The sequence below is a fragment of the Pseudonocardia sp. EV170527-09 genome, assembly GCF_008369905.1.
GTDB lineage: Bacteria > Actinomycetota > Actinomycetes > Mycobacteriales > Pseudonocardiaceae > Pseudonocardia.
Map to the genome: position 1 here is coordinate 38,116 of NZ_VRMC01000008.1, position 25,490 is coordinate 63,605.

18 protein-coding genes are annotated in these 25,490 nt (G+C 75.0%); 3 read left to right on the forward strand and 15 right to left on the reverse strand.

The window, feature by feature from the left end; translation table 11 throughout:
* Positions 1-49: 49 nt before the first annotated feature.
* Together FVA95_RS03825 and serS are read right to left on the reverse strand one after the other, a co-directional pair.
* The gene (locus tag FVA95_RS03825; protein ID WP_161992190.1) at positions 50-1,654 is read right to left on the reverse strand and encodes a family 16 glycosylhydrolase; all 1,605 of its coding nucleotides are present in this window, start codon (positions 1,652-1,654) and stop codon (positions 50-52) included.
* Between the two features lie 77 nt (positions 1,655-1,731).
* A complete protein-coding gene (serS, locus tag FVA95_RS03830) occupies positions 1,732-2,982 on the reverse strand; it encodes a serine--tRNA ligase (RefSeq protein WP_149662959.1) in 1,251 nt (416 codons plus the stop codon).
* Positions 2,983-3,062: 80 nt separating this feature from the next.
* On the opposite strand from serS, the gene FVA95_RS03835 reads away from it, so the two are divergent.
* On the forward strand, positions 3,063-3,911 hold the full coding sequence (locus FVA95_RS03835; RefSeq protein WP_149662960.1) for an LLM class F420-dependent oxidoreductase: 849 nt from the start codon (positions 3,063-3,065) through the stop codon (positions 3,909-3,911).
* A 10-nt stretch (positions 3,912-3,921) separates the two neighbouring features.
* A complete protein-coding gene (locus FVA95_RS03840; protein WP_149662961.1) occupies positions 3,922-4,596 on the forward strand; it encodes a phosphatase PAP2 family protein in 675 nt (224 codons plus the stop codon).
* 44 nt (positions 4,597-4,640) lie between these two features.
* Here FVA95_RS03840 and FVA95_RS03845 read toward each other — a convergent pair whose 3' ends face one another.
* Positions 4,641-8,135 (reverse strand): ATP-dependent DNA helicase, encoded by a 3,495-nt coding sequence (locus tag FVA95_RS03845; protein ID WP_149662962.1) that lies wholly within the window; start codon positions 8,133-8,135, stop codon positions 4,641-4,643.
* Between the two features lie 44 nt (positions 8,136-8,179).
* Between FVA95_RS03845 and FVA95_RS03850 the strand changes: the two genes are divergently transcribed.
* Positions 8,180-8,461, forward strand: a complete 282-nt coding sequence (locus FVA95_RS03850; protein WP_149662963.1) for an MGMT family protein — start codon at positions 8,180-8,182, stop codon at positions 8,459-8,461.
* A 396-nt stretch (positions 8,462-8,857) separates the two neighbouring features.
* On the opposite strand, the gene FVA95_RS03855 is transcribed toward FVA95_RS03850, so the two are convergent.
* The 12 genes from FVA95_RS03855 to FVA95_RS03905 all read right to left on the reverse strand — a co-directional run bounded on the left by FVA95_RS03855 (position 8,858) and on the right by FVA95_RS03905 (position 25,430).
* Complete coding sequence (locus tag FVA95_RS03855; RefSeq protein ID WP_149662964.1) at positions 8,858-9,670, reverse strand: putative protein N(5)-glutamine methyltransferase; 813 nt, start codon at positions 9,668-9,670, stop codon at positions 8,858-8,860.
* A gap of 2 nt (positions 9,671-9,672) precedes the next feature.
* The gene (locus FVA95_RS03860) at positions 9,673-10,380 is read right to left on the reverse strand and encodes a sirohydrochlorin chelatase (protein WP_240051251.1); all 708 of its coding nucleotides are present in this window, start codon (positions 10,378-10,380) and stop codon (positions 9,673-9,675) included.
* Positions 10,377-11,567, reverse strand: a complete 1,191-nt coding sequence (locus tag FVA95_RS03865) for a uroporphyrinogen-III synthase (RefSeq protein ID WP_149662965.1) — start codon at positions 11,565-11,567, stop codon at positions 10,377-10,379. The genes FVA95_RS03860 and FVA95_RS03865 overlap by 4 nt, the downstream gene beginning before the upstream one ends.
* A 106-nt stretch (positions 11,568-11,673) precedes the next feature.
* Positions 11,674-12,120, reverse strand: coding sequence for a nitrite reductase small subunit NirD (nirD, locus tag FVA95_RS03870; RefSeq protein WP_149662966.1), 447 nt, complete (start codon positions 12,118-12,120; stop codon positions 11,674-11,676).
* On the reverse strand, positions 12,117-14,663 hold the full coding sequence (gene nirB, locus FVA95_RS03875; protein ID WP_149662967.1) for a nitrite reductase large subunit NirB: 2,547 nt from the start codon (positions 14,661-14,663) through the stop codon (positions 12,117-12,119). The genes nirD and nirB overlap by 4 nt, the downstream gene beginning before the upstream one ends.
* Before the next feature lie 134 nt (positions 14,664-14,797).
* Positions 14,798-17,770 carry a DEAD/DEAH box helicase gene (locus tag FVA95_RS03880; protein ID WP_161992191.1) on the reverse strand — a complete coding sequence of 991 codons (2,973 nt, stop codon included), beginning with the start codon at positions 17,768-17,770 and terminating at the stop codon, positions 14,798-14,800.
* Between the two features lie 23 nt (positions 17,771-17,793).
* A complete protein-coding gene (locus tag FVA95_RS30710; protein WP_161992192.1) occupies positions 17,794-18,213 on the reverse strand; it encodes a hypothetical protein in 420 nt (139 codons plus the stop codon).
* Between the two features lie 150 nt (positions 18,214-18,363).
* Positions 18,364-19,800 (reverse strand): FAD-dependent oxidoreductase, encoded by a 1,437-nt coding sequence (locus tag FVA95_RS03885; RefSeq protein ID WP_149662969.1) that lies wholly within the window; start codon positions 19,798-19,800, stop codon positions 18,364-18,366.
* A gap of 299 nt (positions 19,801-20,099) precedes the next feature.
* Entirely contained in the window at positions 20,100-22,283 is a 2,184-nt protein-coding gene (locus FVA95_RS03890) for a molybdopterin oxidoreductase family protein (protein ID WP_149662970.1), read from the reverse strand.
* Between the two features lie 3 nt (positions 22,284-22,286).
* Positions 22,287-23,660 carry a NarK/NasA family nitrate transporter gene (locus tag FVA95_RS03895; protein ID WP_149662971.1) on the reverse strand — a complete coding sequence of 458 codons (1,374 nt, stop codon included), beginning with the start codon at positions 23,658-23,660 and terminating at the stop codon, positions 22,287-22,289.
* Positions 23,661-23,791: 131 nt separating this feature from the next.
* Entirely contained in the window at positions 23,792-24,601 is an 810-nt protein-coding gene (locus FVA95_RS03900; RefSeq protein WP_240051252.1) for an NAD(P)-dependent oxidoreductase, read from the reverse strand.
* Between the two features lies 1 nt (position 24,602).
* Positions 24,603-25,430: a TIGR02569 family protein gene (locus tag FVA95_RS03905; protein ID WP_020623762.1), complete on the reverse strand. Its 828-nt coding sequence runs from the start codon at positions 25,428-25,430 to the stop codon at positions 24,603-24,605.
* Between the last annotated feature and the right edge of the window lie 60 nt (positions 25,431-25,490).

The window sequence follows — 25,490 nt, forward strand, 5'->3', positions numbered from 1 at the left end:
CCGACAGCGGTGCCCGACCCCCGCCGTCGTCCCGGTTCGGCCTCGGGCGCTACCCGGCGTCGTCGACGGGTGCGAACACGCGGGCCCAGTCGACCTGCAGCCGCACCTCGTCGGGGGTGGACGCGTCCGGAGCGGGGATCCACCCGGAGGCCGGGCCCTGGTCGAGCTGGATGGCCAGGTGCATCGGGGTGGTGGGGATCGCGCGGCGGTCGGTGACCTCCCACTTCTTCACCCCGTCGACGTACCAGCTGATCCGGTCGGGCAGCCAGTCCAGCGCGAAGGTGTGCCACTGGGTGAAGTCGCCGGGGCTGGCGGTCGACAGGATGTGGTTCTGCGCGCCGTAGTGGACGAAGGCGGTGGCCGCGTGCCGGTCGCCGAACGGGATCTCCATCATGTCGAGCTCCCCGTCGTCGGGGAACCGCTCGGAGTCCGGCCAGAGCAGGATCGCGGGGCTGTAGCCGGTGCCGACGTCGGTGTGGGCGCGGAACTCCCAGCGGCCGTAGAGCTGTCCGTCGTGCATCGCGACGCCGCCGGAGACACCCCCGCCCGCGGCCCGGGGGCGAGCGGTGACGGTGAGCAGGCCGTCGCCGACGCCGACGGCGGACGGGCGGCGCAGGCCGTTGCCGAACCCGCCGGGCGAGTTGTAGACGGTCCAGGTGGAGCGGTCGACGCGGGAGCCGTCGAACTCGTCGCCGCCGACCTGACGCCACTGCTGCGGCGGAGGTGGGGGCGGCGGGGGCGGCAGCTGGTTGTTCAGCGCGGACGTCGCCGGGTCGGCACCGGCCGTGCCGTCCGGCGGGACGAGCACGGTCCAGGTCAGCCCGGCGGCGGCGACGAGCACCAGCGCCATCGCCCCGGCGCCGTGCGCGATCCGGCGGCGCAGGCCGGTGACCGCGCGGTCCGGGCGCACGGCTCTGTCCGGGTGTCCGGCTCGGTCCGGGCGTCCGGCCCGGGCGCCCGTGGCCCGGGCTCCACGTTCGGTGGGGCGGAGGCGGGAGGTGGTGGTGATCGGCTCCGGGGCTGCGGGAGTTCGTGCATTCGAGGTCCGCAGCGCGGGGGTCGACGCCGGCGGAGTCGGCGCCGGCGGCGCCGGCGCGGTGGGGATCTGCGCGGTGGGGATCTGCGCGGTGGGGATCTGCGCGGGAATCGGCTCGGCAGAGGTCTGCGCCGGGATCGGCCTGGCCGCGGTGCCACCGACCTCCGATGTCACGGCGGTGGGCGGCCGGGGCCCGCGGCGCGGACCGGGCACGGCGTCCGGGGTGAGGTGCCTGCCCGTCGGCCGGCACGCGGCGACGGCGCGGGTCTCCACGGTGCGTTCCGCTCCGTCCCCGACGCTCGCGGCCGCGACGGTGCCGTCGGCGGGGACGGGCCCGCGGGCCCGCGGCACCGGGGACACGGGCCCCGGTACGGCGGCCCGGGCGGCGGCGGACGGCCCGCGGGTCGCCTCGGCGATCTCGGCGCCGGAGGTCACGCCCGCGCGGCGCACCCGGGCCCGTCGTCCGGTCGGCCACGGCTCGGGGAACGGCACGGGGAACGGCACGGCGGACGGCCGACGGGCGTCGGGCCCGAGGGGGCGCCCACCACCGACGGCGGTGTGCTGGGGCGTGTCCGGGCGTTCCCCGCCCCGCGACACACCACTCCCCGGTTTCTCCACGCAAGCAGGACGCACGGGACCCCGTTCGGTTGCTCCGTCAGGAGGTCGCGCGCGTCACCCCGTCTGCGGTACGGCGATCAGGCCGGCGGGGTGCCGACCGTCGCGGGGGCACCGTGGGCCCGCAACACCTCCGGCACGGTGACCGTCCCGTTCGCGTCCTGGAAGTTCTCCATGATCGCGAGCATGGCGCGGGCGGTGGCACCGGTCCCGTTGAGCGTGTGCACGTTCTCGGTCGGCGCACCGGCCTCGCGGCGGAACCGGACGTTCAGGCGTCGCGCCTGGTAGTCGGTGGTGTTCGAGCACGAGGTGATCTCGCGGTAGCGCTCCTGGACCGGGAACCAGGCCTCGATGTCGTACTTCTTCGCGGCCGGGTTGCCGAGGTCGCCGACGGCGATGTTCTGCACCCGGTACGGCAACCCCAGCTCCTGCACGATCGACTCCTCGTGGGCGAGCAGCTCCTCGTGCACGTCCCGGGAGTTCTCCGGCAGGCAGTAGACGAACATCTCGACCTTGTCGAACTGGTGCACCCGGAACATGCCCTTGGTGTCCTTGCCCGCGGCGCCCGCCTCGCGGCGGAAGTTCGTCGAGAACGCGACGTAGCGCGCGGGGAGCGTGTCGAGGTCGACGATCTCGTCCATGTGGATCCCGGCGAGCGCGACCTCGGAGGTGCCCGTGAGGTAGAGGCCGTCCTTCTCCAGCTCGTAGAGGTTCGACGCCTCGGTGGGCAGGAAGCCGGTGCCGTACATCGCCCGCTCGTTCGCCAGGACCGGGCCGAGCACCGGGACGAACCCCTCGCCGGCGAGCTTGTCCATGACGTAGCGGAACAGGGCCATCTCGAGCCGCGCGACGTCCCCGAACCGGTACGCGAACCGCGAGCCCGACAGCCGCGCACCGCGTGCCATGTCGACCCGGCCGGTCGACGAGGCCAGGTCCAGGTGGTCCCGCGGGGTGAAGTCGAAGACCGGCGGCTCGCCCCAGGTGCGGACGGTGACCGCGTCCTCCTCCGCCATGCCGTCGGCGGCGGTCGGGTCGGGCAGGTTCGGGATGCGGGCGAGGAGCTCGGACCGTTCGGTGTCGGCGACGGCGAGGGCGTCCTCGGCGGCGCGCAGCTCCTCCTTCTCCAGCTTGAACTGCTCGACCTGCTCCGGGGTCGGCTTCCCCTTGGGCCGCTGCTTGGCCGCGGCCCGCAGGCTGCCGACGCGGTCGGTGGCCTCCCGCCACCGCGCGTCGACCTCCAGCAGCGCGTCGAAGTCCGCGGACGCGCCGCGACGGGACAGCGCCGTGCGGAAGGTGTCCGGGTCCTGTCGGGCCGCCTTGAGGTCGATCACTGCTGTTCCAGCCTCTCGCGTAGTGGAGGGGCCATCGTAGGACCGGGAATGATCGGCCCCTCGCGGTGGTAGTCACCACCATGAGTGTTTCCCTCGGCCGGTACGGCGTGTGGCGGCACGAGAGCGGGTTGTCCCCCGATCTCGCCGCCGAGATCGAGAAGCTCGGGTTCGGTGCAGTGTGGGTCGGCGGCTCCCCGCCCGGGGACCTGGCGCTGACCGAGTCGTTGCTCGACGCGACGACCTCGCTGGCCGTGGCCACCGGCATCGTGAACATCTGGGCCACCCCGGCCGACGAGGTCGCGGAGTCCTTCCACCGCATCGCGGCACGGCACCCGGGGCGGTTCCTGCTGGGGATCGGCGTCGGGCACCCCGAGGCCACCAGCGACTACACCCGCCCCTACGCCGCGCTCGTCGCCTACCTGGATCGACTCGACGAGCTCGGGGTCCCCCGCGACGGCCGCGCGGTCGCCGCGCTCGGCCCGAAGATGCTCGACCTGGCCCGCGAGCGGTCCGCCGGGACGCACCCGTACCTGACCACGCCCGAGCACACCCGCTCGACCCGCGAGCGCTACGGCGCCGGACCGCTGATCGCACCGGAGCACAAGGTCGTGCTCGACGACGATCCCGCCGCCGCGCGGGCGCTGGGCCGCCCGGCCGTCGAGAAGCCCTACCTGAGCCTGGTCAACTACCGGAGCAACCTGAAGCGGCTCGGCTGGGCCGAGTCCGATCTCGACGACGGCGGCAGCGACGACCTGATCGACGCGCTCGTCGCGCACGGCACCCCGGAGCAGGTCGCGGCGCGGCTCGACGAGCACCTCGACGCCGGCGCCGACCACGTCTGCGCCCAGGTCATCACGCCCGGGATGACGGAGCCGGAGGGCGACCTGCGACGGCTGGCGAGCGCCCTGGGGCTCGCCAGCGCGGGCTAACCTGGGCCAGGTGCGCCCCACTCCCGACGACCCGTCCCTGCTGGGACCGTTGCGACGGCCGGCGCCACTGATCGTGGCGGCGGCCGTCGCCGTCTTCGCGGTCCTGGCCTGGGCCTACCGCGGCGACGCGGCCGCCGGGCGGATCGACCGGGACGCCGACGCCGTGGTGGACGCGCTGGGACACCGGTCGGGCTCGCTGCTCGCGGACGCGGTGACCTTCGGTTCGCCGCCGACGGTCGTGCTGTTCGCGCTGCTGCTCGCCGGGCTGGCCCTGTACCTGCGACGACGGCGGCTGGCCGTGCTGGCCGTCGTCGGCCCCGGCTTGACCGGTATCGCGACGACGGTGCTCAAACCAGTGGTCGGGCGCACCATCGGCACCGCCACCGCGGACGGCTACGCGTTCCCCTCCGGCCACACCGGCGGTGCGGTCTCGATCGGGCTCGTCGTCGCCCTGCTGCTGGTGGGGCTGCTGCCGGTGGCCCGCACCGGACCTGCCGTCGCCACCCTGGCCGCCACGGCGCTGCTGGCCGGAGGCACCGTCGGCGCGGGCATGGTGCGGCTCGGGGCGCACTACGCCACCGACACCGTCGGCGGGTTCTGCGCCGCGGTCGCGCTCGGGCTGGGTGCGGCGCTGGTCATCGACCGCGTCGCCGACCGCCGGGCCCGACCGGCGCCCGTGACCTGACCACCCTGACCGACGGGGCGTCCGCTCGGTGAGGCCGGGCCCGCTCACCCGTCCACCACCGTGCGACCCGTCTCGACCACGGGGCAGCTCGTACGGACCGGGCAGCGGTCGCAGTCCGGCCCGGCGCGGGCGACGAACACCGCCCCTGCCGAGTCCTCGGCACAGGTCATCAGCACGTCCCGCCAGTGCCCCATCTCCTCCGGGCGCAGCGCCGCCTGCTGCGGCTCCTTGGCCTCGCCGTTCGCCTTGCGGTCGGCCAGGAACAGCAGCCGCGCCCCTCCCGGCTCCACCCCTGCCCCGACGAGCTCGTCGAACGCGCCGAGCGAGGCCGCGAGCTGGTAGACGGCCAGCTGGTGGTGCTCGGCGGTGGCCTTCGCCGAGGTGGCCGTCTTCCCCGTCTTGACGTCGACGACGACCGGACGCCCCTGGTCGTCACGTTCGAGCCGGTCGACCCGACCACGCAGCCGGACCCGACGCGCCGCCCGCGCGGCACCGCCGCCGCGCCCCGGAACGCCGTCGGTGTCGACCGGCAGCAGCGCGGGGCCGTCCGGCGTCTCGCCACCGGAGACGGTGCCGCCGGGCGGCGCTCCCGGGTCGTCGCCCTCGCTGTCGTCCCCGGCGTCCAGGTCCAGCTGCACCGGTTGCTCGACGGCCACCAGCTGCAGCCCCTCGGCACGGCTGCGGCGCACCCAGTCGTCGAAGGCGGCGAGCATCTCGCGCACCCGGACCAGCTCGCGACGCCCGAACCACGGGGCCCCGGTGTCGAGTCGCCGCCACGCCGACCGCAGCACCTCCTCCAGCTCCGCCGGGTCGGCCCCGGCGGCGCGGGCCTGGACCAGTGCGTGCACCAGGGAGCCGGTGACCGCCGACAGCGCGCCGGTCTCGTCGCCGCCGTGCCGGGACAGCACCCACCGCAGGGGGCAGCCGGCGATCGTCTCGACGTCGGAGGGAGAGATCGGGACGAGCTCTCCCTCGGCGCGCAGCGGGGCACCGTCGGACAGCTCGGCGACGCCGTACCAGTCGTCGGGATGGGCCCCGGGGACACCGTCCGCGGCGAGCCGGGCCAGCTGGGTCGCCGCCCGGTGACGACGCGCGGCGCGCCCCGGGTCGCCGTGGTCGGGCTCGGTGACGGCGCGACGCAGCTCCCCGACCAGCTCGGCCATCACCAGGGACCGCTCGGGCCGGTGCACCGGGCGGGCCTCGGCGGCGTCGGCGGGGCGGGGGTCGAGCTCGTCGAGGAACCGGGAGGGCTGCTCGTCCTCCCCCTGCACGGCGCTGACCAGCAGCGTCGTCCGGGCACGGGTGCAGGCGACGTAGAACAGCCGGCGCTCCTCGGCGAGCAGTGGCGCCGTGCGGGAGACCGTGTCGTCGGGGGCGGCGACCCCGCCGACGAGGTCGACGAGCCGTTCGTGGCCGAGCAGGCTGCCGCGCAGCCGTACGTCGGGCCACAGACCCTCCTGCACCCCGGGCACCGCGACGACCGTCCACTCCCGGCCCCGGGCGCCGTGGGCGGTGAGCAGCTCGACCGCGCCGCCCCGCGGGGCCTGCGGGGCGAGGGTCTCCCCCGGCAGCTGCTGGTCGAGCAGGTACTCCAGGAACCCGCCGACGTCGGCGCCGGGCAGCCGGTCGGTGTAGCGGGCGGCCGCGTCGAACAGGGCCAGCACCGCGTCGAGGTCCCGGTCGGCGGCCGCGCCGCCGGGCCCCCCGCGCGCGCTCGCCTCGCTCCAGCGCTTCGCCAGACCGGTGCGCCGCCACACCTTCCACAGCGTCTCCTCGACCTGGTCACCCGCACCGATCGAGCGGGCGGCGGTGTCGAGCAGGCGGCCCACGTCGCGCATCGGTGCCGCCTCGGCGGGCGAGAGCATCGGCAGCGGGTCGGGCCGGCCCGCGACCGCGTCGCGCAGCATCTCGACCAGCAGCGGATCGCTGCTCGCCGCGGCCGGGTCGACCTCACCCGCCTCGACGCGGTCGTCGTCGGCGAAGGTCCGGACGTCGTGCCCCGCGGCGGCGTGCATCCGCAGCAGGCCGCGGCGCAGCCGTCGCATCCGCATGGGGTCGCCGCCGCCCAGAGGTGAGGTGAGCAGGGCGGTCGCGAGGTCGGCGTCGATCGCGGACGGCCGCCAGGCCGCGCGCAGCACCAGCAGCAACGGCACGACGGCGGGCTGGCGCGGCAACGGCACCTCGTCCGGTGGTGCGGCCAGCGGGACCCCGGCCGCGGCCAGCGCCCGGCGCAGCGCGGGCAGGGTGCGCCGCGCGGACCGCGACAGCACCGCCATGTCCGACCACGGCACCCCGTCGACGAGGTGCGCGCGCCGCAGCCGGTCGGCGATCCAGCCGGCCTCCGCGGACGGCGACCCGAACACCCGGACCTGCAGGGCCTCACCCACCCCGGCCGCGTCCGGACCGTCCGGGGCCTCGGGGGCCCCGTCGTCCTGCTCCGGGCCGCGCCGGGTCCGGGTCACCCCGGCGCCCGGCAGCTTCTCCGCCACCCGCAGGCCCGCCGCCCGCACCCCGGGCCGCTGGCGGTGGTCGACGGCGAGGACCTCGGTGGGCGCGTCGAGCACGGTCAGTCCCTGCGGGTCGGCGCCGCGGAAGGTCAGGACCGCCTGGTCGGGGTCGCCCGCGAGCAGCGTGGAACCGGCGTGCTCGGCCAGCGCCGCGACGAGCTCCATCTGTTGCGGGTCGAGGTCCTGCGCGTCGTCCACCAGGAGGTGGCGCACCCGGCGCCGCTCCTGTTCACGCAGGTCCGGGTCCGCGGCCAGGGTGTCCAGCGCGGCGGCGACGAGCTCGGCCGAGTCCAGCGCCGGCGCCGTGGCCTGCGGGGCGCCCCGCCCCGCCGCCCCGCGCAGCAACGTGACCTCCTCGTAGGTGCGGAAGAACCGGGCCGCGGCGACCCACTCCTCGCGGCCGTGCTCACGCCCCAGCTCGGCCAGCTCCCGCGGGCCCAGCCCGCGCTCGGCCGCCCGCAGCAGCAGCTCCCGCAGCTCCGCGGCGAACCCGGGCAGTCCGAGGGCCGGGTCGAGCCGCTCCGGCCAGCCCGAGCCGGGGACGGTGCCGTTCCAGCCGTCGATCTCCCCGGCGAGCAGCTCGCGGACCACCACGTCCTGTTCCGCCGAGGCCAGCAGCCGCGGCGGCGGGTCCTCGTGGCTCGCGGCGTGCAGCCGCAGCACCCCGAACGCGTAGGAGTGCACGGTCCGCACCAGCAGCTCACGGGTGGTGCGCACCCCGAAGTCCCCGGCGAGCTCGCCGCCGCCCGCGGTGAGCAGCGACGTCAGCCGGCCCCGCAGCTCCTCCGCGGCGCGGCGGCTGCCGACCAGCAGGAGCACCGACCCGGGCGGCTCACCGGCCCGGATGCGCCGGACCACCGCGTCGAGCAGCAGGCTCGTCTTGCCCGTGCCCGGCCCGCCCAGCACCCGCAGCGCGCCGCGCTCGTGCGCGAGCACCCGCGCGGCGGCACCGGTCCACTCCCGCGCGGGAGCCGGCCGGGGGTCCGCCCGCACCAGGCGCGGCGACGCCTGCTCGGTGGCTGTTCGGCTCATAGGGCGATGAGACCACGGGGCACCGACAGCGTCAGACTGCAGGCGTGGACGAGGAGATCCTGGAGCGCGTGCGCGAGGTCGTCCGGTCGATCCCGCCCGGACAGACCCTCAGCTACGGCGAGGTGGCCGAGCTCGCCGGGATCCGCTCGGCGCGTCTGGTCGGCCGGATCCTCGCCGAGGACGGCCACGACCTGCCGTGGCACCGGGTGCTGCGCTCCGACGGACGCTCGGCCCCGCACCTCGCCGCCGAGCAGGCGGCCCGGCTGCGGGCCGAGGGGATCCTGATGGTCGACGGCCGGCTGCCCCGCGAGCACCGCAGGCGCTGACCGGCCTCACCCGCCACGGCGCGCGCCGATCCCGGCCACGACGTAGGCGTTCACCGTGGCCAGCGCGCGCTGGGCGTCGAGCGGGGCGGACCCCGCGGCGACGAACGCGCCCAGCGGCACCTCCGGGGGCGCAGCGCCTCGTCGTCGAACAGGCGGGTGCCGGCGACGAGCATCGCCCCGTCCCGGTAACCCAGCAGCGTGTCCCGGGTGCCCGCCGTCGCCGCCGACCCTCGATCCTGAGGATCTTCCCGGGCCCGGCCGTGGCAGCAGCCGGGTTCCCCTCCGGAGCACCGGGAGTCGCGAACCCGTGGACGCGACCACGACTGTGCGACTCCCGATGGTGCCGGGACGGTGATGCGCAGGGTGAGCAGAGCAGAGCGACGCCTGATACCCCGGTCAGCGGGGAGCGCGGCCCTGCACCCAGGTCGCGCCGCGGTCGTCGTCGGTGCCGATCCGGGCGGAGAGGCCGTGCGCGGTGAACACCTCGGCCAGCACCGGCGCCTGTGCTGTGCCGGTCTCGATCAGCAGCGTCCCGCCCGGAGCGAGCCACTCCCCCGCCCCGGCGGCGACGCGGCGGGCCGGGCCGAGGCCGTCGGCGCCGCCGTCGAGCACGGCGCGGGGCTCGTGGTCGCGGGCCTCCGGGGGCATCGACGCGATCGCGCCGCTGGGCACGTAGGGGGTGTTCGCGACGAGCACGTCGACCCGGCCCCGCAGCCGGCCGGGGAGCGCGGCGAACAGGTCCCCCGTGTGCACCGTCCCGATCCCGGCCAGGTTCGCCGCGGCACAGGCGGTGGCGACCGGGTCGGCGTCCGCGGCATGGAGATCGACGGCGCGGGGGTCGGCGGCGTGACCGTCAGCGGCGGCCCGGCGGGCGACGGCGAGGCCCAGCGCGCCGCAGCCGCAGCAGAGGTCGACCACCAGCGGTCGGTGCCCGGGAGCGAGGTCCGGCAGCGCGGCGACGGCCGCGTGCGCCAGTGCCTCGCTGCGACGGCGCGGCACGAACACCCCGGGGGTGATCCGCACCCTCAGCCCGTCGAAGTCCACCCGGCCCAGGACGTGTTCCAGCGGTTCACCGGCGATACGACGCCGTACGAGTGCCTCCCGCTCCGGGCCGTCGGCCGCGGTCGCGAGCAGCGCCGCCTCGTCCTCGGCGAACACGCAGCCCGCCGCCCGCAGCCGGGCGACCAGGTCCGGGTCGGGCCGGGGCACGGTCAGGCGGCGAGCACCGCGGCGGCCCCGGCGGCGTAGCGCTTGAGGACGGCGGCGACCACGTCGTCGTGCACGCCCAGCGGGTCGGCGACGACGTCGGCGCCCGATCCGAGCAGCCGTGTCTGGAAGACACCGGGTGCCAGCAGCCAGGACGCGACCGCGACCCGCCGCTCCCCGGCGTCGTGCAGCCGGGCGACCAGCTCGGCCACCGACGGGCTGCCGGTGGCGGCGAACCCGACCGGGACCGGACGGCCGACCCGGCGGGCGAGCATCCCGGCGCTCGCGTGCACCTGGGCGACCGCGGACGGGTCCGACGAGCCGGCGGCGGCGAGGACGACGGCGTCGCCGTCGCGGTAGCCGGCCGTGCGCAGCCGGTCCAGGGCCGCGGCGGCGAGCAGCGGGTCGGGCCCCATGGAGCGGGTCACCGCGAACCGGGCCGGGTCGGCGCCGGCCTCGGCGAGCTGGGCGGGCAGGTCGGTGCGCACGTGGTAGCCGGCGGCGAGGAACGCTGGGACGACGACGGCGCCGTCGTGGCCGCGGTCCTGCAACCCGATCACGGCATCGACGACCTTCGGACCGCGGACGGCGACGTAGCAGATCTCGACCTGCGGGCCGCGTGCGGCGACGGCCTCGGCGAGCGACCGGATCACCGCGTCGGCGGCGTCGGAGCGCGACCCGTGCGCGACGAGCAGCAGCGGGAGTCCGGTCACCGGGTCACCTCCGGGTCCTCGGCGCAGTGCGCGCCGTGCTCGGGTTCCAGTGCGAGCCGGTAGCCGCGGCGCACCACGGTCTGCACCAGGCCGGGGACACCGAGTGCGGCGCGGAGCCGGGCGATGGCGTTCTCGACGGCGTGCTCGTCGCCCGCCCCACCGGGCTGCGCGGCGAGCAGCTCGGCGCGGGACACGACCCGGCCGGGCCGCCTGGCGAGCAGCCGCAGCAGCGCCATGGGCGTCGGCGGGAGCGGGCAGAACCTGCCGTCGACGAGCACCGCGTGTCCGCGCAGCTCCAGCTGGTGGCCGCCGACCGGGAGCCTGCGGGCACGGGCCGGGGCGACGGACTCACAGGTCCGCACCATCGCGCCGAGCCGGGAGCGCTGCGGCTGCACGGTCGGCACGTCGAGCGCCTCCAGCGGTGCCGCGGTGACCGGGCCGACGCACAGCGCCAGCACGGGGCCGCGCAGCGCGGTGAGGAGGTCCTCGCGCAGACCCCGCTCCCCGGCACGGGCGAGGATCCCGGCCGCGGCGGGGGCGCTGGTGAACGCCAGGACGTCGATCCCGCCGGTCAGGGTGGTGTCGATCAACCGGTCCAACGGGGCGAGGTCCAGCGGCGGTGCCCACCGGTAGACCGGCACCGTCACGACCTCGGCGCCCGCCATCTCCAGCGCGTCGACGACGTCGGGCAGCGGCTCGCCGTGCAGCTGCACCGCGATCCGGGTCCCCTCGACGCCGCGGTCGAGCAGGTGCTCCAGCACCTCGGCGGTGGACTCCGACTCCGGGGACCAGGCGTCGACCAGGCCCGAGGCGCGGATCGCGCCGCGCGCCTTGGGCCCGCGGGCCAGCATCTCCGACCGGCCGAGCGCGGCGAGCAGCTCCTCGCCCAGCCCCCAGCCGTCGGCGGCCTCGATCCAGCCGCGGTAGCCGATCCCGGTGGTCGCGACGGTGATGTCCGGTGGTGCCGCGACGAGCTCGCGGGTGCGGTTCTCCAGGTCGGCGTCGTCGGCGAGCGCCACGATGCGCAGCGCGGGCCCGTGCTGGATGGTGGCGCCGCGGCGCTCCAGCATCGTGGCCAGCTCCTCGGCGCGCCGGGCCGCGGTGATCCCGACGGTGAACCCGGCCAGCGGTGGCACCGCCGCCGCGTCGGGCGCGGCGGCGACGTCTCGTGCGGCGGATCGGGTCACCGGTTCTCCGTTCCTCCGATGTCCCGGCCGGCCGGCGCGGAGGACGCGCGGAGATGGCCGGGAGCGTCGCGGGTGGTGGTGGGCACGACGGTACGGGAAGGGGCGTTCACCGTAGCCCGACCTGCAGCTCCTCGCCCATCACCCGGACCACGAACGCGGGCAGGCTCACAGCGTCGCCCTCGTCGGCACCCGCCAGGCAGCGGCCGTCGCGCAGGGCGAAGACCTGCTTGTACAGCGGCGAGGCGACGGTCGGCTCGCCGCCACGGTCGCCGACGATGCCGCGGGAGACGACCGCGGCCCCGGTGAACGGGTCGATGTTGCCCAGCGCGTACACCGAGCCGTCGGCGAGACGGAACAACGCGACCTGGGTGTCGCCGACGAGCGCGGCGACCCCCCGGCCGGGCTGGACCCGCTCCACCGGGCAGACCGTGAGCCAGCCGGTGGGCTCGGTCCCGGCCGGGGCGGGCGCGGCGGTCGTGGTCGCGCCGGTCCCGGTGGTGCTGGTGGTGGTGCTGGTGCTGGTGGTGGTGGACGCGTCGAGCTGGGTGCTCATCGGGAGGACACCTCCGGGAGGCCGATCAGGACGGGCTCGTCGGGACGGCCGGGGGCGGGGACGTTCTGTCCGCGCTCCTCGACGAAGCGGACGGTGGGGTCGGGGGTGTCGGGCGCGTTGACGAAGGACACGAACCGCTCCAGCTTCTGCGGGTCGGCCAGGACGCCGGCCCACTCGTCGGCGTAGGAGTCGACGTGGCGGGCCATCGCGGCGTCGAGCTCGGCACAGATGCCGAGCGAGTCCTCGACGATCACCGCGCGCAGGTGGTCCAGCCCACCCTCCATCGCCTCGATCCACGGCGCGGTGCGCTGCAGCCGCTCGGCGGTGCGGACGTAGAACATCAGGAACCGGTCGATGGTGCGCACGAGCGTCTCGGTGTCGACGTCGGAGACGAGCAGCTCGGCGTGACGCGGGGTGAAGCCGCCGTTGCCGCCGACGTAGAGGTTCCAGCCGTGCTCGGTGGCGATCACGCCGAAGTCCTTGGAGCGGGCCTCGGCGCACTCGCGTGCACAGCCGGAGACGCCGGACTTGAGCTTGTGCGGGCTGCGCAGCCCGCGGTAGCGCAGCTCCAGCTCGACGGCGAGGCCCACCGAGTCCTGCACGCCGTAGCGGCACCACGTCGTGCCGACGCAGGACTTCACGGTGCGCAGCGACTTGCCGTAGGCGTGCCCGGACTCGAACCCGGCGTCGACCAGGCGTCGCCAGATCGCGGGGAGGTCCTCGACGCGGGCGCCGAACATGTCGATCCGCTGCCCGCCGGTGATCTTGGTGTAGAGCCCGAAGTCGCGGGCGACCTCGCCGATCACGATCAGGCCCTCGGGGGTCACCTCGCCACCGGCGATCCGCGGAACCACCGAGTAGGTGCCGTTGCGCTGCATGTTGGCGAGGAAGTGGTCGTTGGTGTCCTGCAGCGTCGCGCGCTCACCGTCGAGGACGTGCTCGTTGTAGAGCGACGCGAGGATGGACCCGACCACCGGCTTGCAGATGTCGCAGCCCGAGCCGCGGCCGAAGCGGGCGACCAGGTCGGAGAACGACCGGATGCCGGCCCCGGCGACGATCTCGAACAGCTCCGCGCGGGAGTGGTCGAAGTGCTCGCACAGGGCCTTCGAGACCTCGACGCCCTGCTGTTCCAGGATCCGGGCCAGCGCCGGGACGCACGAGCCGCAGGTGGTGCCCGCGCGGGTGCACGCCTTCAGCTCCGGCACGGTGTGCGCACCGTCGGCGATCGCGGCACACAGCGTGCCCTTGGTGACGGCGTTGCACGAGCAGATCTGTGCGGAGTCCGGCAGCGCCGACGCGTCGGGCTCGGACCCGCCCTTCGAGATGAGGGTGACCGGGTCGTCGGGCAGCGGGGACCCGACCAGCGGGCGCAGCGAGCCGTAGCGCGAGGCGTCGCCGACCAGGACTCCGCCGAGCAGCGTTGACGCGTCGTCGGACACGACCAGCTTGGAGTAGGTGCCCTCGACCGGATCGTTGACGACGATCTCCAGCGCGCCCTCGGTCGTGGCGTGCGCGTCGCCGAAGCTCGCGACGTCGACGCCGAGCAGCTTGAGCTGGGTGGACATGTCCAGCTCCTCGGGCGTCATCCGGGCCCGCCCGCCTAGCAGCCGGTCCGCGACGACCTCGGCCATCGCGTAGCCGGGCGCGACCAGGCCGTAGGTGCGGCCCTCCAGGGCGGCGCACTCGCCGATCGCCCACACGGCGTCGTCGGAGGTGCGGCAGCGGTCGTCGACCCAGACCCCGCCGCGTTCGCCGACCGGCAGGCCGCAGTCGCGGGCGAGCTGGTCGGAGGCGCGGATGCCCGCGGAGAAGACGACGAGGTCGGCGTCGAGCTCGACGCCGTCGGACAGGGCTCCGACGAGCCGGCCGCGGTCGGCGGACACCGCGGACAGCGACACCCCGGTCCGCACGGCGATGCCCTGGGCGGTGACCAGCCGCTTGAGCAGTGCGCCGCCGCCCTCGTCGACCTGGACCGGCATCAGCCGCGGCGCGATCTCGACGACCTGCGGCGACAGCCCGAGCAGCCGCATCGCGCGGGCCGCCTCCAGGCCGAGCAGCCCGCCGCCGACGACGATCGCCGACGGCCGCCCCTTGCGGGCCGGGTCGTCGGCGGCCGCCGCGGCGGCAGCCTTGATCGCGTCGAGGTCGTCGAGGGTGCGGTAGACGAAGCAGCCGGGCAGGTCCTTGCCGGGTACCGGCGGGACGAACGGGTACGAGCCGGTGGCGAGCACCAGCGCGTCGTAGGCCAGGGTGCGGCCGGACGCGGTGGTGACGCGGCGGGCGTCGCGGTCGATCGAAGCCACGGCGTCGCCGAGGTGGTAGGTGACGAGCGGGTCGCTGCGCAGGTCGTCGTCGTCGAGGCGCAGCTCCTCCTCCGACTTGCCGTCCACGTAGGAGGACAGGGCGACCCGGTCGTAGGCGCGGCGGGTCTCCTCGCCGAGGACGGTGATCTCCCAGTCCCCCGCGGTGTCACGGTCCCGGACGGCGGCGACCAGGCGGTGGCCGACCATGCCGTTCCCGACGACCACCAGGTGGCGGCTCATGTGCATCTCCTCCGTCACGATCGGTCGGGAACGACGGTAGGAACGCGGGATTACACGGGGACTGTGCGCGATTGCAGCGCCGTTACGAGGTCCTCATTCCGGGTGGCGTCCCGGTGTGAGATGCGGGCTCGTCATCAGCGGACGCCGAGGTGGTCCGCGGCTGTCGACAGGTAGGGCAGCGCCGACCAGGCCTGGCGGTCCCCGATAACACAGAAGCAACGCTGCGCCCGGGTCACAGCGACGTTGACCAGATTCGGCGCCGAGGTGACCCACCTGCGGGCGCCCTCAGGACCGCCACCGAGCACTAGGACCACGGCTTCGGCTTCGATACCCTGCACCGAGTGGAGGGTGCCGACCTTCACCAGTTCCTCCTTCATCGACTCGTCCTCCAACCGCTTCGCGTCACGGCGGAGCCGACCGGCTGCAGCTCGCCGGACATCGGTGAACGGCGTGACGACGCGGATCCCGGAGACCGGCAGCTCCCTCCGGAGCTTCGCGACAACGTCGGCGAGCATGTCGATCTCCTCCTCGACGACATGTCCCCGCGCCTGGCCGCGGACGTCGAACCACACGCTCGGCAAGGGGAATTCCTCGTTCCGTTGCGGGGTGCCGAACACCATCGGGGCGTGGCCATAGGCGATCTTGTTGGCGATGTCGAACATCGGCCGGTCGCACCGCCGGTGGACGCGTAGCGGGGCGCCGATCCAGTCGTCGATCGCCCGGGCTGCCGTCGGGTCCCGCGGGGGCAGCCGCCGGCCGAACCGGTTGAGCCGGTCGGCGGCGGTCTGCGCGGAGCGCGCATCGGGGAGCCACTGCTCGTCGACGGCGAAGTGGCGAGCCAGAGCACGTTGGGCCGGGCGGGGAGTGGTCACGATCGGTTCCAGCTGCATCGGATCGCCGATGATCACCGCGCGCCGACAGCGTGACAGCCCCCCGACCACCGACTGCACGGTCGCCTGGCCGGCCTCGTCGACCACCAGCCAACCGAGCGCATCGACGTCGACGCGATCGAAGAGGCGCGGCAACGACGCGAAGGTCGTGGAGACTACGGGGACGGTGAGGAACAGCCCTTGCCAAGCCGCAAGAACCGCTGCGGGTGGCATCCCGCCCGGGCCCGCGAGTACCCGGCCGGCGGTGGCGAGGATGCGCCGGAACCGGGTCGGCGTACCCAGGACGAATGCCTTGTGCAGGGTCAGTGCCGCGAGGAACAGCTCCGACCGCGCCCGGTCCAGTTCCGGATCCGCCCAGGGGGCGGTCATCTCGAACTCCGCGTCGTCGGCGTCGGGCGGCAGCGTCGGCGCCGTACGCACGATCTCCTCGGCGCGCGCGAGATCGCCCCGCATCGTCGCGTGCTTCCGGTCGAGCCTGGCCAGCTGCTGTTCGGCCTGCGCGGTCGCGGCCCGGGCCGCGTCGAGCCCGGTCTCCGCGGCTTCCCACTGCTCTCGCGCGGTCCGCTGCCGTCCACGTAGCTCGACGCCGTCGGCGTACCAGCTGCGTCGAACCGCCCACATGCTGACCAGGGAGTCCCAGAAACCGGGCTTGCCCGCACCGTGACGATCGAGATCGGCCGTGGCGTCGTCGAGCCGAGCTCGCAGCCGGGATGCCTGGTCGGCCGCCGTCCGTTCCTCCCCGCGGCGCGCCGCGACGGTCTCGCCCTGGGCTCGCAGCTCCCCTTCGACCGACGTCGTCGTGTCGCGCAGCTCCGGCAGAGCGGAGACGGCAGCCGCGACCGCTGTCTGGGCTTCCGTACGTCGGGCGACCTCATCGCAGGCCGCCCGGAACCGTCGGCGGGCCTCGGACCAGGACGGTCCCGACGCCGAGCCCGTTGTCAACCGGTCCAGAAGGCCGACCCGCCGGGGCGCCGGCGCGCCTCCCTTGGGGCGGGGCGCTCCGTCGCCGTGCAGGACTCTGCTGGTGAAGGCACGGTTGTTGCTCCGGTTGCCCAGCGCCGCGGCGACGAGTCCCCAGGACGGGCCTTCGAGCAGATCGTCGGCGAGCTCGGCAAAGTAGTCACACCGGTCACGCGCATCGAACTCCGCGGCCACCGCCTTCGCCCCTGGGATCTCGTGGGTAATGTTCTTCGCCGCGTCGTTGCCGTTCGTCGCGACGACCACCTCGAAACCTGTCAGCTCGGACCGCAGCAGATCGACCTCGCGAAGCTTCTCCCCGTCGTCGTAGGTCAGTACGCCGCCGAATCCGTCGGAGGGCCGTTCGAGGGTGGCGAGGACCTTCGCCCGGTCGACCACCAGCGCGGCGATAAGGTCGCGGATCAGCGTGGTCTTGCCCGTTCCGGGTGGGCCGTTGACCGCGAACAGCCCTGACGAGTTGGACAGCTCGGCATGGATCGCGTCGACGGCGAACTGCTGTGCCATCGCCAGGGGGCGGTCGGTCTCCGTCGGCCACCGGCCCGCGGGCTTGCAGTCAGGGGCGACCAACTTCAGGACTTCGTCACGGTGGTCCTGCACGTCACGGCGCCGCTTGTCATCGATGTGGGCGTCGGCCGTGAGGTAGTCCCGCAACGCGCGGCCTGCCCCGCCGTCGCTCAGCAACGCCGCGATCCCGTCCAGGTCGTCGGCGATCATGCTGTTGAGCATGGGCGCCTCCAGCGGCCGCGCCGGGCTGTCGGGACGCCGTCGCCGCTGCCAGCACTCGACCCGGATTCCGGCCGGCCGCAGGACATCCGCGGTGCCGAGCGCGGCGGAAAGGTCCCCCACGAGCTCGGTCAGTTCCGTCGCGGTCAGGTCGTGCATGGTGACCCGGTGGACGGGCGTCGGTACGGCCGAGCCGCCGGCGGGCGCGGTGTCCCCGCGCGGCTCGGCTGCCCGGCGTGCAGTGAGCACCTTCTCCACGAACTTCCCGGCCGCTCCTCCGGCGATGGTGCCGATCAGGGGCCCCGCGATCGTCCCGACCATGGGTCCCACGAGCGCCCCCATCGCCGCGGTGACGATCCCGTCGACCCCGGTGCCGGCGGACTTGGCCCCCTCGTCGAGCGCATCGCGAGCCGCAGAGGTGACCTGCGTGCGGACTGCGGCACCCGCACGCGAGGCGGCCGACCGGGCAGTTTGCTCGCTGTCCCCCGCCGGCGGAACGGCGGACGCGGGTGGCACGACGGGAGGGTTGCTCAACCCGGTCAACGCCCGCCGGAGCGCACCCTGCTCCCGTGCCAGACCGTCGAGCCATTGCGCTGAACCCGGCCCTGGGAACGGAGCCTGCCGGTGGCCCACGCGGCGCTGGACAGCACCGGGGTGTCCGGCCCGATGACCCCGTCCGGGCCGACGGCAAAAGCCATGACCGCGGACGTGACGCCCTGCCCTCGGGTGCCGGCGGTGTAGGGCGACTCGGGACCGAACACCGAACAGAGCTGGCCCACCACTCGGGCGACCTCGTACAGACCGAGGTAGACGGTGTAGCACCATTCGTACTCGGACCGGATCGGCCGTTGTTGCACCGGGTGCTCGGGTTGCCACGGCAACAGTCCATCCGAGGCGACGTCGACAACCACCCGCGGCCGGTCCCGCACCGGATCGGGCACCTTCTGCACGTCGAACAACTCGACGGCCCGCCAGAACCGCACGATGTCCGACGTCCGTCTGCTCGAGCCCACGCTGTACCTCCCGGTCACCGTCCACCCGGGATGGTAGATCGGGCAGGGCACCCACTGGAGCGGAACGACTACATTCGGTGCCCAGCGGACGGGGCGTCAGGCGACCTGGGGCTCCGGCGGATCGGCCTCGGCCAGCCAGTCCCGGATCCCGCAGACGACGTCGCGGCAGCTCCCGCAGCCGGTGGCGGCCCGGGTGCGCCGCGAGAGCGCGTCGACGTCGTGGGCGCCCGCTCGCCAGGCGCTGACCAGGGTGTTCTTGGTGACGCTGTTGCAGCGGCAGACCACGGCGGTGCCCGGCATGCGGCCGGGGTCGGTGGCGGAGGACGCCTCCCCCGGCAGGGCCCGGCCGAGCAGCAGCGCGAGCCTGTCCTCGGGGGCCGGGGCGCCGGAGTCGTAGAGCTCGGTGATCATTGCCGCGGCGTCGGGGAGTCCCATGAGGACGGCCCCGACGACGCGGTCGTCGCGCAGCGCGAGCACGCCGTAGCGGCCGCGGCGTGGGTCGGAGACACGCAGCTCCTCGTCGCCCGCGGTGGGGTCGCCGAGGGCGGCGAGGTCGATGCCGCGGGCCTTGAGCCGGGTGACCGGGCGGGTGCCGCGGTAGCGCGCGGCGGGGTCGGTGCCGGTCAGCAGGTCGGCGAGGACGGCGGCCTGCTCCCAGCCGGACTGCACGAGCCCGCCCGGGGCGCCGGCGTGCTGGGCACAGTCGCCGACGGCGTGCACCCGGCCGTCGTCGGTGGCGAGGCGGTCGTCGACGAGGATCCCGCGGTCGACCGCGAGCCCGGCGTCGGCGGCCAGCCCGGTGTTCGCGCGCACCCCGGCGGCGACGACGTGGTCCGCGGCGACCCGGGAACCGTCGTCGCAGTCCAGACCGGTGTCGGGATCCCAGGCCTTGGCCCCGACCCCGCAGCGGACGTCGACGCCGAGCCCGCGCAGCGCGGTCGCGAGCACGTCGCCGGCGCCCGGGTCGAGCTGGCGTTCCATCAGGTGGGTGCGCGGGTGCACCAGGGTGACGGCGACGCCGCGTCCGGCGAGCCCGCGGGCGGCCTCGACCCCGAGCAGCCCGCCCCCGACGACGGCGATCCGTGCACCCGGCACCGCCGCGTCGAGGATGCGCTCGCAGTCGTCGAGATCGCGGAACAGACTCACACCGTGGGTGGGCGCGTCACGGTCGGCCGCGTCGGCGAGGCCGTCGACCGGCGGGAGCCAGGCCCGGCAGCCGGTGGCGAGGACCAGTTCGTCGTAGGGGTGGGTGGTGCCGTCGGCGGCGTGGACGACGCGCGCGGCCCGGTCAATCCCGGTCGCCGCGACACCGGTGTGCAGGTCGACGCCGTCGACGACCGGGAGCGCGACCATGGCGGGTCGCAGCCCGCCGGCGAGCACGGTGGACAGCAGCACCCGGTTGTACGCAGGGCGGGACTCCGCGCCGAGGACGGTGAGCGACACCCGCTCGCCGTCGGGGTCGCGCCGGCGGACCTCCTCCACGAAACGGGCACCCACCATGCCGTGCCCGATCACCACCACGCCCCTGCTCATGCCATCGACGGTAGGAACGGGGGGTTACGGGGGGAACGCCCGCCATTGCACGGGCGTTACGAGGTCCTCATTCTCGGCGGGCGCAGACCGTGAGCCGGGACCCCGCACGGGTTCGCCCACCTCGGCGCCCGTGCCGGGACCGACGAGGGGGCCGAGACCGTGCGAGGTGCGGCGGAGCCCGTGCCGGGTGCCGCGGCCACCAGGGGTTCGACCGCCGCAGGCACCACCCGCCGTGGGTGATCCGCGGCCCGCGCGGTGATCCGCGGTTCGCGCGCGTCCGGACGCGCGCGAACGACGGATCAGCGCGCGGACCGGCCCGCTCGGGCGGCGGCCCCTGCGCCCACCGTGAGCGCCGGGGCAAGGCCGTCGGTCGCGGCTCCGGCGGTGTCGGCGGCTCCGGCGGTGGTGTCCCGCCTGGTCCCGGCGGGTTTCAGCCGCACCGCGGCCACCTTGAACTCCGGCATCCGGCTCACCGGGTCCAGGGCCGGGTTGGTGACGTTGTTCGCCGCCCCCACGCCGCCGAAGTGGAAGGGCAGGAACATCGTGTCCGGGCGCAGCGTGGCGACGCAGCGGACGCGCGCCGTCGTCGTACCGCGGCGGGACACGACGTCGGCCAGGTCGCCGTCGCCGAGACCGTGCCGGGCGGCGGTGTCCGGGTGCACCTCGACGAACACCTCCGGCGACACCTCCGCCAGCTCGGCGACCCGGCGGGTCTGCGCGCCGGACTGGTAGTGCACCAGCACCCGGCCGGTCGTCACGGTCAGCGGGAACCCGTCGTCGACGGCCTCGTCCGGTTCGACGTGGTCGACCGGCAGCATCCGGGCGCGTCCGTCGGGGTGGCCGAAACGCTCGGTGAACAGCCGCGGGGTGCCGGGATGGTCGTCGGCGGGGACCGGCCAGTGCAGGGCCTCCCCCGCGTCGAGCCGGTCGTAGGACACGCCCGCGTAGTCGGCGACGCCGCCGGCCGAGGCGCGCCGCAGCTCGTCGAACACGGTCCGCGGGTCGGCGGGGAACTCCCCCGGCGCGTCGAGGGCCGCGGCCAGCCCGGCGATCACCTCCAGGTCGGTGCGCACCCCGGGCGGCGGGGCGAGCGCGCGACGGCGGCGCAGCACCCGTCCCTCCAGGTTGGTCATGGTCCCCTCCTCCTCGGCCCACTGGGCGACCGGGAGCAGGACGTCGGCGCGCATCGCGGTCTCACCGGGCAGCACGTCGGCGACGACGAGCAGGTCCAGCCCGTCGAGCCGCTCGGCGACGGCGCGGGCGTCGGGCGCGGAGACGAGCACGTTCGAGCCGAACACCAGCAGCGCACGCGGACCGCCGGGGCGGCCGAGGGCGTCGAGGAGCTCGACGGCGCTGCGGCCGGGCCCGGGGATCGAGGGCTCCGGCACCCCCCACACCTGCGCGACGTGCGCGCGGGCGGCCGGGTCGGTGATGTGCCGGTAGCCGGGCAGCTGGTCGGACTTCTGGCCGTGCTCGCGCCCGCCCTGGCCGTTGCCCTGCCCGGTGATCGTCCCGAACCCGGAGCCGGGGCGGCCGGGCAGGCCGAGCGCCAGCGACAGGTTGATCCACGCCGCGACGGTGTCGACGCCGTGCGCGTGCTGCTCGGCACCGCGCGCGGTGAGCACGTAGCGCCGTGTGGACTCCGCGAGCCACCGCACGACGGTGCGCATGTCGGTGGCGGCGACCCCGCAGACCCGCTCCGCGCGCTCGGGCCACCACTGCGAGGCGATCGCCCAGACGTCGCCGAAGCCGGTCGTGCGTTCGTCCACGTAGGACAGATCGAGGTGCCCGTCGACGACGGCGGCGTGCAGCATCCCCAGCGCCAGGACCAGGTCCGTGCCCGGGCGCGGCGCCAGGTGCAGCCCCCCGGAGGCGAGCGCGCGCTCCGCGGTCGGGGTGCGCCGCGGGTCGACGACGACCAGTCGCGCCGCGGTCAGGTGCGACATCAGCGGCGGCATGGTCTCGGCGACGTTCGCCCCGGCGAGGACGACCAGCTCGGCGTCGTCGAGGTCGGTGACCGGGAACGGCAGCCCACGGTCGACGCCGAAGGCCCGGTTGCCCGCGGCGGCGGCCGAGGACATGCAGAACCGGCCGTTGTAGTCGATCTGGCTGGTGCCCAGCGCGACCCGGGCGAACTTGCCGAGCAGGTAGGCCTTCTCGTTGGTCAGCCCGCCCGCACCGAACACCGCGACCGAGTCCGGCCCGTGCTCGGCACGCAGCGCGGCGAGCCTCGTGGCGACGCCGGCCAGGGCGTCGTCCCAGCCGGTCTCGACGAACCCGGTGTCGCGCGAGGCTCTGACCAGCGGCGACGTCAGGCGTTGCGGATGGGTGAGCAGAGCGCCGGAGGTCCAGCCCTTCTGGCACATGCCCCCGGCGTTGGTCGGGAACTCACGGGCGTCGACCTCGCCGGACGGGCCGACCCACTGCCCGCACTGCAGGGCGCAGTACGGGCAGTGGGTGGCGGTCCGGTCGTCCGGACCCACGGCTCAGACCCGGGCCATCGCGGCGGCGTCGGTGCTCCCGACCAGGGCCGGGCGCGGCCGCAGGTACACGGCCCAGGTGACGCCGATGCACAGGACGTAGAAGACCAGGAAGCTCCAGAACGCGGGCGTGCCGGACTGGACCGTCATGAACGACTGGCGGAAGGCGAGGTTGATGAACAACCCGCCCAGCGCGCCGACCGCGCCGGCGATGCCGATGACGGCGCCGGACAGCCGTCGCGCGGTGTTGAAGGAGGTCTCGCGGTCCGCGCCCCCGGCGATCGCGACGCGGGCCCGGCCGGTGAAGATCGCCGGGATCATCTTGTAGGTCGACCCGTTGCCGACACCGGAGAGCGTGAACAGGGCGATGAAGCCGATGGTGAACAGCGTCAGCGACTCGATCCCCGAGGCGAAGATGATCACCAGGGTGGCGACGGCCATGCCGACGAAGTTCCACAGGGTGACCACGGCGCCGCCGAACCGGTCGGCGAGCTTGCCGCCGTAGGGCCGGATCAGCGACCCGATGAGCGGGCCGATGAAGGTGACCGCGGCGGCCTGCAGCGGGGTCCGGTCGAACTGGTTCTGCAGGACGAGGCCGAACGCGGACGAGTAGCCGATGAACGACCCGAACGTCCCGATGTAGAGGAACGACATGATCCAGGTCTGGCGGTCGCGGCAGGCCTCGGTGAAGGCGCCGGTGTCGTTGGACATCGCGGCGATGTTGTGCATCCGCTTCCAGGCGAGGAACGCCGAGATGACGATGAACGGCAGGTAGATCGCCAGCAGCACCCGCGGGTAGCCCGCACCGAGGGTGGCGATGACGAGCAGGCCGAGCAGCTGCGCGACCGGCACACCGAGGTTTCCACCGCCCGCGTTGAGGCCCAGCGCCCAGCCCTTCTCCTTCTCCGGGAAGAACGCGTTGATGTTCGCCATCGAGGACGCGAAGTTCCCGCCACCGACGCCGGCGACCGCGGCGACGACCAGCAGCGTCGTGTACGACACGCCCGGCTCCAGCACCACCATCGCCAGGATCGTGGGCACGATCAGCAGCGACGCCGCGAAGATCGTCCAGTTGCGGCCGCCGAAGCGGGCGACGGCGAAGGTGTAGGGCAACCGCAGGATCGACCCGACCAGTGTCGGCACCGCGACCAGGAAGAACTTCTGTGCCGCGGTGAACCCGTACTCCGGGCCCATGAACAGCACGAGGACCGACCAGATCGTCCAGATCGAGAAGCCGATGTGCTCGGAGAAGATCGACTGCCAGAGGTTGCGACGGGCGATGGCCGAGCCGGTCCGCTGCCAGAACCCCTCGTCCTCGGGGTCCCAGTGGTCGATCCAACGGCCGCCGATGCGGCGCCCCGGGGTGGAGGTGGTGGTCACGGATCGGTCTCCTGATCGCCGGCGGTCACGTCGTCGACGACGCTAGGGAGCCCCAGTTTCCGACGGGTGGCCCCACGTGACACCCCCGCAACGCTTATCTCACACGGGAGCCGCGACGGCTGTGAGCCGCCTCAGCGCATCGGGACGCCGAGCGGGGCGTCGCAGAACGCGCCGCCCACCCGGTGGTGCACCGGGTCGGCCGGGTCCGGCGGGGCGCCGTCGAGCAGGTCCGCGGCGTGGACCTCGGCGTCGTCGCGCGGGTGGTAGCCGATCGCGGCGCCCTCGTCGAGCGACCACCAGCGACGGGTGTTGGCCGACACGCCCCACACGACGTGGTGCCCTCGGGTGCCCGGGTCGAGCGCCGCCTCGACCAGGCGGGCGGCGTCGTCCGGGGACAGCCAGGTCGCGAGCATCCGGGCGTTCGACGGCCGCGGGAAGCAGCTGCCGATCCGCGCGGAGACCACGGTCAGGCCGAACCGCTCGTGGTAGAGCCTGCCCAGCCCCTCCATCGCGTGCTTGGACCAGCCGTAGTAGGTGTCCGGGGCGTGCCCGACGGTCGCCGGCAGCGGGACGCCGTCGTCGCGGGTGCGGAAGCCCACGGCGTGGTTGCTGGAGGCGAGCACGACGGTCCGCACCCCCGCGGCGACCGCCGCGTCGAGCACGGTGCGGGTCCCCTCGACGTTGACGGCCAGGATGTCGTCCCAGCCCGCCTCACCGCTGATCCCGGCGAGATGGACGACGGCGTCGGCCCCGTCGGTCGCGGCCGCGACCGCGTCCCGGTCGGTCACCGAGCCGGTGCGGACCTGCTCGCCGGGGCCGGCCTGCAGCTCCGCGGTGTCGAACAGGCGCAGGGTCCGGCCGTCGCGGGCCAGCCGGGGACGCAGCAGCGTCCCCATGTTCCCCGCGGCTCCGGTGAGCAGCAGCGTGCCGGGAGCGGACACCTCAGAGCCGGCGGCTGACCAGGCTCGCGACCCGCTCGATCCCGGCCAGCGACTCGGCCGTCGCGTCCGGGTGCTGGGCGTGCAGGGCCAGCCGGTAGAGCACCGCGCGCAGCAGCGACTGCGGCCACTCGGGCAGCTCCGACCAGCGCTCGACCAGCTCCTCGTCGGCGCCGCCCCAGGCCACCGCGTCGACGACGACGACCGCCGCCGCCCACTCCGCGGGCCGCCAGAACGGCACGAGGTCGAGTACCGCGGGCCGCCCCGTCGGGTCGAACAGCATGGCGCCGAACAGCTCGCCGTGCACGACCTGCGGCGTCAGCCGGATCGTGCGGCGGTGCGCGGCGAGCTCGGCGAACAGCCGGCCGCCGGTCTCGGGGTGCAGATCCAGCCGGCGCTCGCCGAACGCGGCGGCGGCGGACCGGGACAACAGGTCGTCGCGGTCGTCGAGCAGGCGCGGGCGCAGCACGGTCGCGGTGGCGGCGTGCAGCCGCAGCGAGGCGGCGACGACCTCGTCGTGCCGGGGCTCGGGGACGCCGGGCACGTGCCGGGACGCGGCCCAGCCGCCCACGACCCACCGGCCGTCCGAGCTGCGGACGGGGCGGGCGAGGCGGACACCGTCGACCTCGAGGTTCTCCAGGACCGTCGCCGACCAGGCGGCGACGACGTGGTCGGACACCGGCCGCAGCAGCACCTCCCCGCACTGCCAGGCCCGCTGGCCCGCCCACACGACGGGACGGGGGGACGTCTCACGCACCCCGAAGGCGGTGCGGACGTGCTCGGGCAGGACGCTCGCGGCCGGCGCGGTGGCGAGCGTGCGGGCAGCGGTCACAGCGGGGACGGTACCCGCGCCACCGGCTCACGTTCGTCACGCCACGCCCGAACCGCGCGT

Excerpts from the sequence above, each read along its gene's own strand:
- FVA95_RS03835 (WP_149662960.1), top strand. The coding sequence starts at position 3,063 with ATGAGTGTTTCCCTCGGCCGGTACGGCGTGTGGCGGCACGAGAGCGGG.
- FVA95_RS03845 (WP_149662962.1), bottom strand. The coding sequence starts at position 8,135 with ATGAGCCGAACAGCCACCGAGCAGGCGTCGCCGCGCCTGGTGCGGGCG.
- nirD (WP_149662966.1), bottom strand. The coding sequence starts at position 12,120 with ATGAGCACCCAGCTCGACGCGTCCACCACCACCAGCACCAGCACCACC.
- nirB (WP_149662967.1), bottom strand. The coding sequence starts at position 14,663 with ATGAGCCGCCACCTGGTGGTCGTCGGGAACGGCATGGTCGGCCACCGC.
- FVA95_RS03885 (WP_149662969.1), bottom strand. The coding sequence starts at position 19,800 with ATGAGCAGGGGCGTGGTGGTGATCGGGCACGGCATGGTGGGTGCCCGT.